Raw genomic sequence first — 16097 nt, 5'->3', positions numbered from 1 at the left:
GTACCAAGCCAGCAAGTAGGTCTTGTAGTACCTTTGATGGATGCGCGTCGCAACAATGTTTACGCAGGATTTTATGAAAATGCTCAGCCTGTCTTTCCAGAGGCGCATCTGTCCTTTGCAGAAGTTTTGGAGCAAGTCAAAGATGCTGAACAAGTCACTTTTGTTGGTGAAGTGGGAGCCTTTGTGGAGCAGATTCAAGAACAACTACCACAGGCTAACTATCAGGAAACCTTGCCAAATGCAGCGAATCTAGCCCTCTGGGCTTGGGATAAGGAAGCAGACTCCTTGCATGACTTTGTGCCAAATTACCTCAAGCGTGTAGAAGCTGAGGAAAACTGGCTTAAGAATCACACCGAGTCTGGCGAGTCTTACATTAAACGCCTATGATAGAAATTAAACGAATCCAACAACAGCCTGATTTGGCACAAGTCATCTATGCTGTCATGGTAGATGTATACCCAGTCAGTCCTTGGACTCTGGAACAAATCCAAGCAGACCTGTCCCAAGACCAGACCTGGTATGCTCTAGCTTATGATGGGGAAGAAGTGATTGGCTTTCTAGCTGTGCAGGAGAATCTATTTGAAGCAGAAGTCCTGCAAATTGCTGTCAAAAAAGCCTATCAAGGTCAGGGAATCGCGTCAGCCTTGTTTGCTCAATTAACGACAGATAAGGAGATTTTCCTCGAAGTCAGAAAGTCAAATCAACGAGCACAGGCATTTTATAAGAAAGAAAGAATGGCAGTCATCGCTGAGAGAAAGTCCTACTACCATGATCCAGTTGAGGATGCCATTATCATGAAGAGAGAAATAGATGAAGGATAGATATATTTTAGCATTTGAGACATCCTGTGATGAGACCAGTGTCGCCGTACTGAAAAACGATGACGAGCTCTTATCCAATGTCATTGCTAGTCAAATTGAAAGTCACAAACGTTTTGGGGGCGTAGTTCCTGAAGTGGCTAGTCGTCACCATGTTGAGGTCATTACAGCCTGTATCGAGGAGGCGCTGGCAGAAGCAGGGATTACAGAAGAAGATGTAACAGCTGTTGCGGTTACTTATGGACCAGGCTTGGTCGGAGCCTTGCTTGTTGGTTTGTCAGCTGCCAAGGCCTTTGCTTGGGGACATGGACTTCCGCTGATTCCCGTTAACCACATGGCTGGCCACCTCATGGCAGCTCAAAGTGTGGAGCCTTTGGAATTCCCCTTACTAGCTCTATTAGTCAGTGGTGGACACACAGAGTTGGTCTATGTTTCTGAGGCTGGTGATTATAAGATTGTTGGTGAAACCCGTGATGATGCGGTTGGTGAGGCCTATGATAAGGTCGGACGTGTCATGGGCTTGACCTATCCAGCAGGTCGGGAGATTGATGAGTTGGCTCACCAAGGTCAGGATGTTTATGATTTCCCACGTGCCATGATTAAGGAAGACAATCTGGAGTTTTCATTTTCAGGTTTGAAGTCTGCCTTTATCAATCTTCACCACAATGCCGAGCAAAAGGGAGAAAGCTTGTCCAAGGAAGACCTATCTGCTTCTTTCCAAGCTGCAGTCATGGATATTCTCATGGCAAAAACTAAAAAAGCCTTAGAGAAATACCCTGTTAAAACCCTCGTTGTAGCTGGTGGTGTAGCAGCAAACAAAGGATTAAGAGAACGCTTGGCAGCTGAAATCACTGACGTCAAGGTTATCATTCCACCTCTGCGTCTTTGCGGGGACAATGCAGGCATGATTGCCTACGCAAGCGTTAGTGAGTGGAACAAAGAAAACTTTGCAGGATTGGAGATAAATGCCAAACCTAGCCTCGCTTTTGATACTATAGAATAAAGAGTTAGCCTAGAGTTAACTCTTTTATCTTGGACAAATGACCGATTTTTTTTGTATAGTAGAAATATGAAATTTACAAAAATAATCAGTAGTCTGCTTGTACTTGGAACTTTCCTCCTGATTCTAATAGCTTGTCAGACTTTTTCCAAGACGCAACTGGTCGTGTTTGAGTCACTTTCATTTTATATGCCTACGAAGTCTTTTGAAGAAGCGTTTGGAGAACCAAATGAAGTAGTGGAAGAAACAGCAACTGGCTATCGAGATACTTGGCATGCAGAAGACCCTTATCTCTATAAAACAGGGCGTCTTTTTTATAATTATGACAAGGTTAATTGGAAGAATTATAGCGGTCGAGCAATCTTCACCTTTTCAAAATCGCATCGTTTACAAGAAGCGACGATTTATTTTCCGATGCCTTCTAAAGCGCAACAGAAAGAAATATTTTATCACATGACCCAAGATATAAAAGCAGAAATCGAAGCTCTACCAAACTTTCAGTCCTTGAAAGTTGATGCCTTGGCAGGTGATGATGTTGGTTATCGATTTAAGGTCAAGTTAAAAGGGCAGAGAGAAGAACTCTGGGTTGATGTTTACCCGATAGAAAATGAATATGTTGAAAAACCTGAAGTTGACAAATATCCTATTCGAGTGGATCAATTTCGAATGTATCCTGGATGAGTACTTTTTACTAGCTTCAAACTCTAAACTTTTTTCTATTTTACGAATATGTTATAATAATTTTTGCTGTGACTGTTTGGAAAACAGTTGCTGAAGGAATGATTAGTGAGGAAGTCTATGAAAGAAAAAGGATTTTGGGAGGGTGTGCAGGCTGCGGTACCGACTGCTCTGGGCTATGTTAGCATCGGTCTTGCCTGTGGGATTATCGGTTCGCCCTATGTGACACCAGTAGAAATGGGTCTGATGAGTCTCTTTGTTTATGCTGGGAGCGCTCAGTTTGCCATGATAGCTTTGATTGCAGTTCAAGCTCCAGTAGCTGCTATTGCGATGACGGTCTTTTTGATTAATCTGCGTCTCTTTTTGCTGAGTTTGCATGCATCGACCTATTTTCGTCATACCAGCCTCTGGCACAATATCGGCATGTCCAGCCTCTTGACCGATGAGACCTATGGCGTTTTGATGGGCGAGTTGGTGCGTACGGATAAGGTCAATCCTATGTGGATGCACGGAAACAACCTTAACAGCTATGTGGCTTGGTTTGTCGGAACTGTTGTCGGAACTGCTCTAGGTGGACTTCTACCAAATCCAGAAATGTTTGGCTTAGATTTTGCCCTAGTGGGGATGTTTATTGGGATTTTTACTTCCCAGTTTCAGATTATGCAAAAACGGATTCCTTTGCGCAATCTCTTCATAATTTTAGCAGTTGTAGCTGTATCTTTCTTTTTGCTCTTGACGGTGGTGTCTCAGTCATTAGCTGTCTTGTTTGCGACCTTGCTAGGTTGTACTATGGGGGTGGTCTTGGATGGTCAGTAAGTATGTTTTATTAGCAATTGTCTTTTCTGGCTTGGTGACTTGGATTCCAAGAATGATTCCTTTTATCCTAGCCAAGTACAAGGGTTTGCCGCCTATCGTAGAGCGCTTTTTGAAATTTCTACCAGTTTCTATTATCTTTGCCTTGATTCTTTCAAGTGTGGTGACAGGAAAAGTTGGAAGCCTTCCGCAAATAAAGTGGTTAGACTTTTTAGCAGTCTTTCCAACGGCCTTTGTAGCCTTTCGTTACCGCAATCTGGTAGGGACTGTTCTCTTTGGAGTGGTCTTGATAGCAGTCCTACGTTTGGTCTTTTAATCAGCCATAAAGAAAACCTATCACAAATATAGAAATCATATAATAGCGTAATTCCTTTTTTTCTGTTAAAATAAGACTATATTCTATTTTGGAGGAAATATTATGAAGAAAATTATTAAATATTCATCACTTGCTGCTCTAGGGCTTGTAGCCGCAGGTGTATTGGTAGCTTGCTCAGGCAGTGAAAAGAAAGATGCTGCATCTGGTGAAGCAACATCTGGTAAAAAAGAAATTATCGTTGTAACCAATGCTACACCAAAACCATTCAACTATGAAGAAAATGGCGAATTGACTGGTTACGAGATTGAAGTGGTTCGCGCTATCTTTAAAGATTCTGACAAGTATACTGTCAAGTTTGAGAAGACAGAGTGGTCAGGTGTTTTTGCAGGACTTGATGCTGATCGTTACCAAATGGCTGTTAGCAACATCAGCTACACTAAAGAACGTGCTGAAAAATACCTTTATGCAGCTCCAACTGCTAAAAACCCTAACGTTCTTGTAGTGAAAAAAGATGACTCTAGCATCAAATCGTTTGATGATATCGGTGGAAAATCAACAGAAGTTGTTCAAGGAACAACATCTGCTAAACAGCTAGAAGACTACAACAAACAACACTCAGATAACCCAACTATCCTTAACTACGTTAAAGGGGACTTCCAACAAATCATGGTACGTTTGAGTGATGGCCGATTTGACTACAAGATTTTTGATAAAATCGGTGTAGAGACAGTCATCAAGGACCAAGGTTTGGATAACTTGAAAGTTATCGAACTTCCAAGCGACCAACAACCTTACGTATACCCACTTCTTGCCAAAGGTCAAGATGAGTTGAAGGCATTTGTGGACAAACGCATCCAAGAATTATATAAAGATGGAACCCTTGAAAAGCTATCTCAACAGTTCTTTGGCGGTTCTTATCTGCCAGCAGAAGCTGATATTAAATAAATTTTTAAATCATCCATTCTCTGGTAGATGGATGATTTTCCATTCTGTAGGTATATAGTTTCAAACTATAGGTCTTCCTATCTATTAACAATTTGCGAAATCAAATAAAGTATGAGATACTATTACGGTATTATTTTTAAAGGAGAAAGAATCATGAAAATCAAAAAATGGTTAGGCGTAGCAGCTATCGCTACAGTAGCAGGCCTTGCACTTGCAGCTTGCGGAAATTCAGACAAGAAAGCAGACAATACAACTACAGTTAAAATTGCGACTGTTAACCGTAGCGGTTCAGAAGAAGCACGCTGGGACAAAGTCCAAGAATTGGTTGAAAAAGACGGAATTAAATTGGAATTCACAGAGTTTACAGACTACTCACAACCAAATAAAGCAACTGCTGATGGTGAAGTAGACTTGAACGCTTTCCAACACTACAACTTCTTGAACAACTGGAACAAAGAAAACGGTAAGGACCTTGTAGCGATTGCAGATACTTATATCTCACCAATCCGCCTTTACTCAGGTAAAAACGGGGAAGAAAACAAGTACACTAAAGTGGAAGAAATCCCAAATAACGGTGAAATCGCAATTCCAAACGATGCTACTAACGAAAGCCGTGCCCTTTACCTTCTTCAATCAGCAGGTTTGATTAAATTGGATGTTTCAGGAACTGAACTTGCTACAATCGCAAACATCAAAGAAAATCCAAAGAACTTGAAAATCACTGAGTTGGATGCTAGCCAAACAGCTCGTTCATTGACATCAGTTGATGCAGCAGTTGTAAACAACACTTTTGTTACAGAAGCAAAATTGGACTACAAGAAAGCACTCTTTAAAGAGCAAGCTGACGAAAACTCAAAACAATGGTACAACATCATCGTTGCGAAAAAAGATTGGGAATCATCACCTAAAGCTGATGCAATCAAGAAAATTATCGCAGCTTACCACACTGACGAAGTGAAAAAAGTCATCGAAGAAACTTCAGACGGCTTGGATCAACCAGTTTGGTAATAAACACAGGGAGGTGGGAGAGATTTTTTCCACCTCTTGCTTTTATATAGAGACTAAAGAAAAGGAACATCCACTTGTATTGATTCCAAAGGTACAAGTCCTAGTAGAAAGGTAGAGAGAAAATGGTTTTCCCTAGCCAAGAAGAACAAATTGAAAAGTTTGAAAAGGATCATGTGGCGCAACATTACTTTGAAGTTTTGCGGACCTTGATTTCTAAAAAATCAGTCTTTGCCCAACAAGTCGGCTTGAAAGAAGTGGCTCGTTATCTAGGCGAGATCTTCAAGCGTGTAGGTGCAGAGGTCGAGATTGATGAGAGTTATACGGCACCCTTTGTCATGGCGCATTTTAAAAGTTCACGCCCAAATGCCAAGACTATCATTTTCTACAACCACTATGACACAGTACCTGCGGATGGCGACCAAGTCTGGACAGAGGATCCATTTACGCTTTCTGTCCGTGATGGCATCATGTATGGACGCGGGGTTGATGATGACAAGGGACATATCACTGCCCGCTTGAGTGCTCTTAGAAAATACATGCAGCATCATGATGATCTACCAGTCAATATCAGTTTCATCATGGAAGGCGCAGAGGAATCTGCCTCTATGGACTTGGACAAATATCTAGAAAAACATGCGGACAAGCTTCGTGGTGCAGATTTATTGGTCTGGGAACAAGGAACCAAAAATGCCTTGGAACAGCTAGAAATCTCTGGTGGGAACAAAGGAATTGTGACTTTTGATGCCAAGGTCAAGAGTGCCGATGTGGATATCCACTCTAGCTATGGCGGTATTGTAGAGTCAGCGCCTTGGTATCTGATTCAAGCCTTGACTAGTTTGCGAGCTGCAGATGGACGTATTTTAGTTGAGGGCTTGTACGATGAGGTTCAAGAGCCTAATGAACGAGAGTTAGCCTTGGTTGAAACCTATGCTCAACGCAATCCAGAGGAAATCAGCCAGATTTATGGCTTGGAATTGCCACTTTTACAAGAGGAACGTACAGCCTTTCTAAAGCGTTTCTTCTTTGAACCAGCACTCAATATCGAAGGGATTCAGTCTGGTTATCAGGGGCAAGGAGTTAAAACGATTCTACCAGCAGAGGCTAGTGCCAAGCTAGAAGTTCGTTTGGTTCCTGGCTTGGACCCACATGATGTTTTGGATAAAATCCGGAAACAACTAGACAAAAATGGCTTTGATAAGGTAGAATTATACTATACCTTGGGTGAGATGAGTTATCGAAGCGATATGAGTGCACCATCTATTCTCAATGTTATTGAGTTAGCCAAGAAATTCTATCCACAGGGCGTATCTGTCTTGCCGACTACAGCTGGGACAGGACCTATGCATACGGTCTTTGATGCTTTAGAAGTACCTATGGTTGCCTTTGGTCTAGGAAATGCTAATAGCCGAGACCATGGTGGAGATGAGAATGTACGAATCGCCGATTATTACACCCATATTGAATTAGTAGAGGAGCTGATTAGAAGCTATGAGTAGAGATATTATCAAGTTAGATCAGATCGATGTGACTTTTCACCAAAAGAAAAGAACCATCACAGCGGTCAAGGATGTGACTATTCACATCCAAGAAGGGGATATCTACGGAATCGTTGGATATTCTGGAGCAGGGAAATCAACCCTAGTTCGTGTTATTAACCTCTTGCAAAAACCATCTGCAGGTCGAATTACTGTAGATAATGATGTAATTTTTGATGGTAAGGTTACCTTAACTGCTGAGCAATTACGACATAAACGTCAAGATATCGGGATGATTTTCCAACACTTCAACCTCATGAGCCAGAAAACAGCAGAGGAAAATGTAGCCTTTGCTCTCAAACACTCTGGACTCAGCAAGGAAGAAAAGAAGGCTAAAGTAGCTAAGTTGTTGGACTTGGTGGGCTTGGCTGACCGTGCCGAAAACTATCCTTCACAACTATCTGGAGGTCAAAAACAACGTGTGGCTATTGCGCGTGCCTTGGCCAATGATCCAAAAATCTTGATTTCAGACGAGTCAACTTCAGCTCTTGATCCAAAGACAACGAAACAAATCTTGTCACTCTTGCAAGAATTGAACCGTAAACTAGGTTTGACCATTGTCTTGATTACACACGAGATGCAGATTGTCAAAGACATTGCTAACCGTGTGGCAGTGATGCAGGATGGTCGCTTGATTGAGGAAGGTAGCGTTCTTGAAATCTTCTCTGATCCTAAGCAACCATTGACTCAGGACTTTATCTCAACTGCGACAGGTATTGATGAAGCTATGGTCAAGATTGAGAAACAGGAAATCGTAGAGCACTTATCTGAAAACAGCATTTTGGTACAACTCAAGTATGCAGGCGCTTCTACAGATGAGCCGCTTTTGAATGAATTGTACAAGCACTACCAAGTAACAGCCAATATTCTCTATGGAAACATTGAAATTTTGGATGGTACTCCTGTAGGTGAACTTGTGGTTGTCTTGTCAGGAGAAAAAGAAGCCTTGATAAGCGCTCAAGATGCCATTCGTCAGGCTGGTGTGCAACTAAAAGTATTGAGGGGAGGACAGTAAGATGGCAGAATTGATTAAAGCATACTTACCAAACGTCTACAAGATGGGTTGGTCTGGTCAGGCTGGCTGGGGGACAGCAATCTACTTGACCCTTTATATGACGGTTCTTTCCTTCCTCATCGGAGGTTTCCTAGGGCTGGTTGCAGGGCTTTTCCTTGTCTTGACAGCTCCAGGTGGTGTCTTGGAAAATAAAGTTGTTTTCTGGATTTTAGACAAGATTACCTCTATCTTCCGTGCGGTGCCATTTATCATTCTCTTGGCTGTCTTGTCACCCTTCTCTCATCTAATCGTAGGGACAAGTATCGGACCAAATGCGGCTATTGTACCCCTATCTTTTGCAGTCTTTGCCTTCTTTGCTCGTCAGGTACAGGTGGTATTGGCAGAGCTAGATGGCGGTGTCATCGAGGCAGCTCAAGCTAGCGGAGCTACTTTCTGGGACATCGTAGGTGTTTACCTATCAGAAGGTCTACCAGACTTGATCCGTGTGACAACTGTGACCTTGATTTCACTAGTTGGTGAAACAGCTATGGCGGGAGCGGTCGGAGCAGGTGGTATCGGTAACGTAGCTATCGCCTATGGATTTAACCGTTTCAATCATGATGTAACAGTCCTTGCGACACTCATCATTATCCTGATTATCTTTACAATTCAGTTCTTGGGAGACTTTTTGACCAAGAAATTAAGTCATAAATAAAAAAAGAGCCAGCTAGCTCTCAGATTGAAGAAAAAGTCAATTTTGGACAATTTTCTTCAATCTTTTTCTTTTATTAGAGAAAATAAAAAAACTCTTAAAAATAGCATGTTTCAGCATTTCTAAGAGTTTTCAAGATGTAGTAAAATTACCGAAAGGGTTTGTCTACCTTCTGAGAGCCGTGTGGTTCTTTTTATAAACTATATTTGTTATTCAAGTGGAATAAACTTTTGGAAGTATGGTATAATGAGAAAGCATATTTCGATATGACTAAGGTAGTAATCTATCTGTAGAGAATTATGAAATGATAAAGGAGTTCGGCTAGTATGAATTATTTTGAGGGGAATGAGTTTTTCCTTCTACTATTTGTAGTTTTACTGATTGGCTTTGTTTTAAACTACTTTGGCAAGCGTAGGGATTATTATATTTTAAGTCTGTCAATTTTATTTGCAGGAGCCATCTATGGTAAGAGTAAAGCTATGGTTGTTTATCTACTGGCATTTATCATTTACCAGTATTTTCTGGTTTTCATAGCACAAAGAATGGATTCAAAACGGTTGAAGCCACTGGTTATGTTATCCATTTTACCTTTAGTAGTCAATAAAGTCTTTGCCTTAACCCAGCTACATTTGTTGGCTTTTATTGGGATTTCTTATATGTCCTTTAAAACTATCCAAATCATGCTGGAAATATCGGATGGTTTAATCAAAGAAAAAATCAGTGTAAAAGATTATCTTCAGTTTCTACTCTTTTTCCCTACAGTTAGTTCGGGACCAATCGATCGTAGCAGAAGATTTCTAAAAGAGATCAATGAAGTCATGCCTAGAAAAGACTACCTAGAGTTAGCAGGTGATGGTATTTATCGCATTGTTCTAGGCCTTCTCTACAAGGTGGTTCTATCAACCTATGTTTACCAGATGCTACTTGCTCTAAGCAATACTGGTACAGTTGTCTACTCACTCAAATATATGTACTTGTATACATTCTATCTGTTCTTTGACTTTGCGGGTTATAGTTTGATGGCTGTTGGAAGCAGTAATATTTTGGGCATTCAGACACCGATGAATTTCAATAAACCTTTCTTGAGTGTTGATATCAAGGATTTCTGGACTAGATGGCACATCACCTTGTCAACTTGGTTGAGAGACTTTGTATTTTCAAGAGTTTTGATGCAGGTTATCAGAAAAAAATGGTTTAAGAATAGATTGCACAATGCAGTCTATGCCTATATGGTCAATATGCTGGTCATGGGATTTTGGCATGGAATTAGTGTTAGCTATATCGCTTATGGATTTTACCATGGAGTTCTGATGTCTGGATTTGAAATTTATCAAAAGAAAAGCAATTTTTATAAGCAACATAAAAATAAAACTTGGTACAAACTAATGAGTTGGTTTGTGACCATGAATTTAGTTATGGTTGGTTTCTTTATCTTTTCAGGTGAACCCTACAAAATCTTACTGACGATTTTAAAGAGATAAGAAATTGAAAAGAGGTTGGAAGAATCGAAGGGATAGGATAAAACGAGATGATTAAACTAAAAGCATTTTTGCTATCGCTAGTGCTTGTAATTGCGACGCTTGCCCTTTTAAATGTGACATACGTCAAGAAGATTGATGATTATTATAAAGTAAAGGATAACAGTATTCGCTATAGCACTTCGTATGAAAAGTATAAAAGTAGGGATATTTTAACAAGCAATATTACTCCCAATACATTTGTTTTATTGGGATCATCTGAGTTGGTTGCGACGATAAATGAAGATTACCATCCCAATAAAATTTTTAACTACAATGATTTTAATATCATGCAGATAGGAACCAGTTATTCTCAAAATATCATTCAAGCTACAACCTTGGGCTCGATTGAAGGAGCTATGACTAAGCGAAAAGTGGCTATAATAGAGTCGGTTCAGTGGTTTGAAAAAGACGGGACTCATCAAGATGCCTTTTTGAACAAGGCTTCTCAGGAACATATTTTCCATATGCTAGGTAATGATAAGATTAGTAAGGAAACGAAAGAAAAACTAATCAATCGCATTATCGAAATTACAAAGGGGAACAAGCAACAAAATGACATCTACAAAAAATACAAAAGTTATTTCATAGATGGGAAAGGAACCATTATTGATAAAAAACTATTAGAGTTCGATAATGCGATTTATTCCTTTAAACTCAAACAGACTTTTTATCAAAAACATGCCAAATCAGATTATCCTTCACTAGGGGATAAAACCCCAGACTATGATTGGGAAAAAATGACGAATCAGTTTGTAGAAGAGGTCAAAAAGAAAACAGACAATAATGATTATGCTGTTGATAACAACTATTACAATACTTATTTGAGAGATCGCTATGCTTCATTAAAAGATTCTAATAAAGATTTGAGCTACCTGGAGTCGCCAGAATATTCAGATATGGAACTCTTCTTGACAGTTGCTAAGGAATTGGGAATTGAAGTTGAAGTCATTATCTTTCCTGTAAATGGTAAATGGAATGATTACACAGGTGTTTCACGAGAGATGCGTGAAGAAACTTACAAAAAAATAGAAAAAATTGCCAAAAACCACGGTGCTACTGTGTTAAACTATGGAAATAAGGAATATGAAGATTACTTTTTATTTGACGTGATGCACGTTGGGGTGAAAGGATGGATGGAAGTTGAAAAAGAACTTTACAAATTTGCAAACGAAACTAACTAACACACATCGTTTACTATTGTGGACCTTGTTTTTCTACACGGTTATTTTAAGCATCGTGATTTATTCTCTTGTCACAGATTTTTCCAACATCCAAGAATTCATTTACAGTGAATTTTAAATATTTCATTAAAAAAAAGCCCCTTGTCTCAAATAAATATTAGAGACAAGGGGCTTTTTTGTTACTGTTTATGTGTTAATTTCTTACTCAGCGCTTGTCCAATAAGGGAACCGAGTAGAGCACCGATAAGGACGCTTGCTACAAAGAGAAGAATGGTAGTGAGATTTGGCGCAACCATGATGCGATCAATATAGTCCTGAGATTTTCCACGAGCAACTAGGGTTGCTATGTAAGCTTGAGGTGTCAACCACATAAGTAGGATGGGACCAGTAGTACCAAAAGCAAAAACTAGGAAGGAAAGAAGGTTCTTGACCTTATCTTTGTAGTGGCCAAGATGAGCAATGCCATCTGCTGCAAGACCGCATATGATTCCTGGAAGAAAGGCACCAGCACCATGCTTGCTTCCGAGGAAAAAGAGAGAGATAACGAGCCCAATCGTAGTAATAGCTCCAAAACGAGGCACTTTTTCTAAAAGGATCATATAGACGCTACCGCCCACAAGAGCAGAAAAGGCAGGGGCGTAAAACATATTTCCAGTGTGGTCGACAAGGTTTCCTAGTAGAACACCCACTCCGATACAGAGAAAGTAGACAAGAGCAGCTACAAGGGTCGTCAAGATATTCTTTTTCATAAGTTCTCCTTCGTATATCTGATGTTATTCATTGTATCATGCCTAGCTCAGATTGTAAATGCTAGCTTGGAACTAGTATTTATTAGGAAATGTGGTAAAATAGGAAAAAATAAAAGACGAGTGGTAAGAGGATGAAGAATTTAGGAAAAGTTTTTAAAGAGTTACGAGAATCAAGAAAAATTTCCTTGAGAAAAGCAACAGGTGGACGCTTTTCAGCATCCTTATTGTCGCGTTTTGAAAATGGTCAGAGTGAAATATCTGCTCCAAAGTTAATCACAGCTTTGGAGAATATTCATGCGAGTATGGAAGAATTGTTATTTTTGACGAGAGGTTTTCATCAGGATGCCTATTCTGAATTTAGAAACAGAATAGTTGAGGCTATTGACCCTCAAGATTTGACATCCTTGCGCACTCTCTACCAGAGAGAGTATCAACAACTTCCTTTTTCAAAAGATAGACAGCAACACATTCTCAATGCGATTTTAATAAAATCCTATATGAAAGCTATTGATGAGACGGTTACATTGACTGCTGAGGAAGAAAGAGTCCTACATGATTATCTATTTTCTGTCGAAATTTGGGGGCACTATGAACTGTTGTTCTTTTCTTCTTGCTCTCCTCTTTTGTCAATCCAGCTTTTTACAAAGTACACTCGAGAAATGTTGCGGAAGTCAGATTTCTTGCAAGGAGTTGGGAAAAATCGAAATATGATGCATACCTTGCTCCTCAATGCTTTTATGGCCTGTATTGAAATTGATGATTTTACCAATGCCCTCTATTTTAAAAAACAAATTGAAAAGAACTTCTTTGAAGAAAATGAAACCTATTTTCGAATAGTCTACCTATGGGCAGAAGGTTTGCTTGATAGTAAGCAAGGAAGAGCAGAGGAAGGGCAGAGAAAGATGGAGGACGCTGTCCGTATTTTTGAAATGATTGGTTGTAGCAGATCTGCTGACTATTATAGAAGTGCCATGGAGTGTTGAATATCTGCAACTAGATAAAATAACTTGAAACGATAGGACTATGAAGATACTTATTAGCATTAGACAAATTCTATCGTTTTCGTTATCAGTTTAGTCTGTTGCATATATTCAAAAATGTCTTCTCGTAAGATTCTTGATGCTATACTAGAGCTACCATAAAAGTAGTATGTGAGAAAGAGAGGAATCTATATGAAACTATTACTAAGAAATCAAGCTTACAGAGTTTTGAGTTTATCACGATTTTTCAATGCTTTTGGAGCTTCCATTTTTAATTTAGTGTTTGTGGTCTATGCCTCGACTTTGCCAGAGGCTTCTGTTGCCGTTGCAATGGCGAATGTTGTGATGATGCTTCCAACTCTTTTTACAGTTTTTGTGGGAATTCGGGCAGATTATACCAAGGACAAGGTCAAATGGATGACCTATGTCGGTTTATTTCAGGCGGTTTTATTTTTTCTAGCAGCCCTAGTTGTTCAGCAAGCTAGTTTCTTTGCCTTTTCGACCCTTTGTCTCATCAATGTCATTAGTGATGTAGCTAGTGATTTTGCGGGTGGCTTGCGAATGCCTCTCGTTAAAGAAAAGGTCGCGGAGCAAGATTTGATGGAGGCTTACTCATTTTCCCAGTTTATCACCTATATTTCTGCTATTGGCGGCCAAGCTTTTGGAGTTTGGCTATTAGGGGTGTCAACACAGAACTTTTCGCTTGTAGCGGGAATCAATGCCATATTTTTCCTAGTGTCAGCTCTCATTCTCTTTTTAGGAAGGGCTGAATTAAGCTTATCAACTCCATTTGCTGATAGTAAATCACTGAAAAATGAGAAGCTTTCTATCAAAGATCAGTTTTTAACGATTTACCGAAACCTACGTCTCGTTTTTCTTAAAAGTGGACAGAAAAACTTTGGTTTTATGCTCTTTGCTATCTTGCTTATCAATGCTTTGGGTGGTGCCTTAGGTGGTATCTATAACATCTTCCTTTTAAATCATTCCTTACTGAATTTTTCCTACAAGGATGCATTGTTTATCTTACAATTGATTACCTTATTAGCAGTCATCATCAGTAGCCTTACGGGAAATGACTATTTTGGGAAGCAATCTTTGCCTAGATTGATGATGTGGGTTACATTAGGAGCCAGTCTAGTTGGTCTATCTAATTTGGTAAACCAAGTCTTGCTCGGGATGCTTTTCGTCTTTTTTACCATGTATATCTCTGGTAAAATTTCCCCCAAAATTAGTGCTATGTTGCTGAAAAATCTCGCTCCGGAGGTTCTCTCTCGTACCAGTAATTTTTTAGGTTTGTTGTTTACTCTATCTATACCAGTGGGGACGGCCTGTTTTTCACTGGTGGCGGTATGGGATATACAGTTGACTTGGATGCTTTTCGTAGGTCTTTCTCTGATAGCTATTCTTCTGACAAGTCTCAATCTCAAAAATGAAATTTAGGTGTTAGTCTTCTTTTCACACTGTCCCAATCCCCTCATTTATGGTAAAATAGGACTATTAAGTTATAAAGAGGATTCTCTATGAAATTACAAAAACCAAAAGGAACGCAGGATATTTTACCTGCTGAGTCTGCCAAATGGCAGTACGTTGAAGGATTTGCGCGTGAAATTTTCAAACGCTACAACTATGCAGAAGTACGCACGCCTATTTTTGAACATTATGAGGTCATCAGTCGTTCTGTTGGAGACACAACTGATATCGTAACCAAGGAAATGTACGATTTCTATGACAAGGGTGACCGTCATATCACTCTCCGTCCAGAAGGAACAGCACCGGTCGTTCGTTCTTATGTGGAAAATAAACTCTTTGCACCAGAAGTTCAAAAACCAAGCAAGTTCTACTACATGGGGCCAATGTTCCGCTATGAGCGCCCACAAGCAGGTCGCTTGCGTCAATTCCACCAGATCGGTGTGGAGTGCTTTGGTTCTAGCAATCCAGCGACAGATGTGGAAACAATCGCTATGGCAGCCCACTTCTTGAAAGCAATCGGTGTTCAAGGTGTGAAACTACATCTTAACACTCTTGGAAATCCTGAAAGTCGTGCGGCTTACCGTCAAGCCTTAATTGACTACTTGACACCTATGAAAGATAGCTTGTCTAAGGATAGCCAACGTCGCTTGGAGGAAAATCCTCTCCGTGTCTTGGACTCTAAGGAAAAAGAAGACAAGGTGGCGGTAGAGAATGCGCCGTCTATCTTGGATTACCTGGATGAAGAAAGCCAAGCTCACTTTGATGCTGTTCGTCAAATGTTGGAAAATCTTGGAGTAGACTATATCATCGATACCAATATGGTTCGTGGTTTGGACTACTACAACCACACGATTTTTGAGTTCATCACTGAAATCGAGGGCAATGCCTTGACAGTCTGTGCAGGTGGTCGCTACGATGGCTTGGTTGCTTACTTTGGTGGTCCTGAGACTGCTGGATTTGGTTTTGGACTTGGTGTAGAGCGTCTGCTTCTCATCCTTGAAAAGCAAGGTGTGTCTCTCCCTATCGAAAACGCCCTAGATGTCTATATCGCTGTTCTCGGTGAAGGAGCTAATCTTAAAGCCTTGGAGTTGGTGCAAGCTCTTCGCCTACAAGGTTTCAAAGCAGAGCGTGATTACCTCAATCGCAAGCTTAAAGCTCAGTTTAAGTCAGCCGATGTTTTTGCTGCTAAGACTCTTATCACTCTTGGAGAGAGCGAGGTCGAAAGCGGACAAGTGACAGTCAAGAACAACCAAACTCGCGAAGAAGTTCAAGTTTCACTTGAAACTATTAGCCAAAACTTCTCAGAAATCTTTGAAAAACTAGGATTTTATACTCAATGAAAATCAAAGAGCAAACTAGGAAGCTAGCCGCAGACTGT

Annotated in this window: 17 protein-coding genes; 16 read left to right on the top strand and 1 reads right to left on the bottom strand. The window is 40.1% G+C overall.

The window, feature by feature from the left end:
* From HMPREF1116_RS03015 to dltD, 13 genes are all read left to right on the top strand, one after another.
* The coding region (locus HMPREF1116_RS03015; RefSeq protein ID WP_000324573.1) for a tRNA threonylcarbamoyladenosine biosynthesis protein TsaB at window positions 1-387 on the top strand (387 nt) is incomplete at its 5' end.
* Window positions 384-821: a ribosomal protein S18-alanine N-acetyltransferase gene (rimI, locus tag HMPREF1116_RS03010; protein WP_000569843.1), complete on the top strand. Its 438-nt coding sequence runs from the start codon at window positions 384-386 to the stop codon at window positions 819-821. The genes HMPREF1116_RS03015 and rimI, both read left to right, overlap by 4 nt.
* Window positions 811-1821 carry a tRNA (adenosine(37)-N6)-threonylcarbamoyltransferase complex transferase subunit TsaD gene (tsaD, locus tag HMPREF1116_RS03005; RefSeq protein WP_000655065.1) on the top strand — a complete coding sequence of 337 codons (1011 nt, stop codon included), beginning with the start codon at window positions 811-813 and terminating at the stop codon, window positions 1819-1821. The genes rimI and tsaD overlap by 11 nt, the downstream gene beginning before the upstream one ends.
* A 66-nt stretch (window positions 1822-1887) precedes the next feature.
* Window positions 1888-2499 carry a hypothetical protein gene (locus HMPREF1116_RS03000; RefSeq protein ID WP_007554427.1) on the top strand — a complete coding sequence of 204 codons (612 nt, stop codon included), beginning with the start codon at window positions 1888-1890 and terminating at the stop codon, window positions 2497-2499.
* A gap of 117 nt (window positions 2500-2616) precedes the next feature.
* Window positions 2617-3312 carry an AzlC family ABC transporter permease gene (locus tag HMPREF1116_RS02995; protein WP_000659759.1) on the top strand — a complete coding sequence of 232 codons (696 nt, stop codon included), beginning with the start codon at window positions 2617-2619 and terminating at the stop codon, window positions 3310-3312.
* On the top strand, window positions 3302-3625 hold the full coding sequence (locus tag HMPREF1116_RS02990) for an AzlD domain-containing protein (RefSeq protein WP_000253953.1): 324 nt from the start codon (window positions 3302-3304) through the stop codon (window positions 3623-3625). The genes HMPREF1116_RS02995 and HMPREF1116_RS02990 overlap by 11 nt, the downstream gene beginning before the upstream one ends.
* Window positions 3626-3727: 102 nt before the next feature.
* The gene (locus tag HMPREF1116_RS02985; RefSeq protein ID WP_000720340.1) at window positions 3728-4570 is read left to right on the top strand and encodes an amino acid ABC transporter substrate-binding protein; all 843 of its coding nucleotides are present in this window, start codon (window positions 3728-3730) and stop codon (window positions 4568-4570) included.
* Between the two features lie 153 nt (window positions 4571-4723).
* Window positions 4724-5578, top strand: a complete 855-nt coding sequence (locus HMPREF1116_RS02980) for a MetQ/NlpA family ABC transporter substrate-binding protein (RefSeq protein WP_000694516.1) — start codon at window positions 4724-4726, stop codon at window positions 5576-5578.
* Between the two features lie 122 nt (window positions 5579-5700).
* Window positions 5701-7074: a M20 family metallopeptidase gene (locus tag HMPREF1116_RS02975; RefSeq protein WP_000231835.1), complete on the top strand. Its 1374-nt coding sequence runs from the start codon at window positions 5701-5703 to the stop codon at window positions 7072-7074.
* Complete coding sequence (locus HMPREF1116_RS02970; protein ID WP_000085697.1) at window positions 7067-8128, top strand: methionine ABC transporter ATP-binding protein; 1062 nt, start codon at window positions 7067-7069, stop codon at window positions 8126-8128. Before HMPREF1116_RS02975 ends, HMPREF1116_RS02970 begins: the two co-directional genes overlap by 8 nt.
* 1 nt (window position 8129) lies before the next feature.
* On the top strand, window positions 8130-8822 hold the full coding sequence (locus tag HMPREF1116_RS02965; RefSeq protein WP_000818851.1) for a methionine ABC transporter permease: 693 nt from the start codon (window positions 8130-8132) through the stop codon (window positions 8820-8822).
* 323 nt (window positions 8823-9145) lie between these two features.
* Window positions 9146-10300, top strand: a complete 1155-nt coding sequence (gene dltB, locus HMPREF1116_RS02960) for a D-alanyl-lipoteichoic acid biosynthesis protein DltB (protein WP_001105735.1) — start codon at window positions 9146-9148, stop codon at window positions 10298-10300.
* Between the two features lie 47 nt (window positions 10301-10347).
* Entirely contained in the window at window positions 10348-11520 is a 1173-nt protein-coding gene (dltD, locus tag HMPREF1116_RS02955) for a D-alanyl-lipoteichoic acid biosynthesis protein DltD (protein WP_000593506.1), read from the top strand.
* A 179-nt stretch (window positions 11521-11699) separates the two neighbouring features.
* On the opposite strand, the gene HMPREF1116_RS02950 is transcribed toward dltD, so the two are convergent.
* Window positions 11700-12269, bottom strand: a complete 570-nt coding sequence (locus HMPREF1116_RS02950) for an MptD family putative ECF transporter S component (protein ID WP_000739521.1) — start codon at window positions 12267-12269, stop codon at window positions 11700-11702.
* A gap of 131 nt (window positions 12270-12400) precedes the next feature.
* On the opposite strand from HMPREF1116_RS02950, the gene HMPREF1116_RS02945 reads away from it, so the two are divergent.
* The 3 genes from HMPREF1116_RS02945 to hisS all read left to right on the top strand — a co-directional run bounded on the left by HMPREF1116_RS02945 (window position 12401) and on the right by hisS (window position 16059).
* The gene (locus HMPREF1116_RS02945) at window positions 12401-13252 is read left to right on the top strand and encodes an Rgg/GadR/MutR family transcriptional regulator (protein WP_000792936.1); all 852 of its coding nucleotides are present in this window, start codon (window positions 12401-12403) and stop codon (window positions 13250-13252) included.
* A 189-nt stretch (window positions 13253-13441) separates the two neighbouring features.
* A complete protein-coding gene (locus HMPREF1116_RS02940; RefSeq protein WP_000771486.1) occupies window positions 13442-14689 on the top strand; it encodes a hypothetical protein in 1248 nt (415 codons plus the stop codon).
* Between the two features lie 80 nt (window positions 14690-14769).
* Window positions 14770-16059 carry a histidine--tRNA ligase gene (hisS, locus tag HMPREF1116_RS02935; protein ID WP_000775837.1) on the top strand — a complete coding sequence of 430 codons (1290 nt, stop codon included), beginning with the start codon at window positions 14770-14772 and terminating at the stop codon, window positions 16057-16059.
* Window positions 16060-16097 lie beyond the last annotated feature (38 nt).

The sequence above is a fragment of the Streptococcus sp. SK140 genome (assembly GCF_000259525.1).
Classification (GTDB): domain Bacteria; phylum Bacillota; class Bacilli; order Lactobacillales; family Streptococcaceae; genus Streptococcus.
This window is presented reverse-complemented; position numbering and strand designations above follow the sequence as displayed.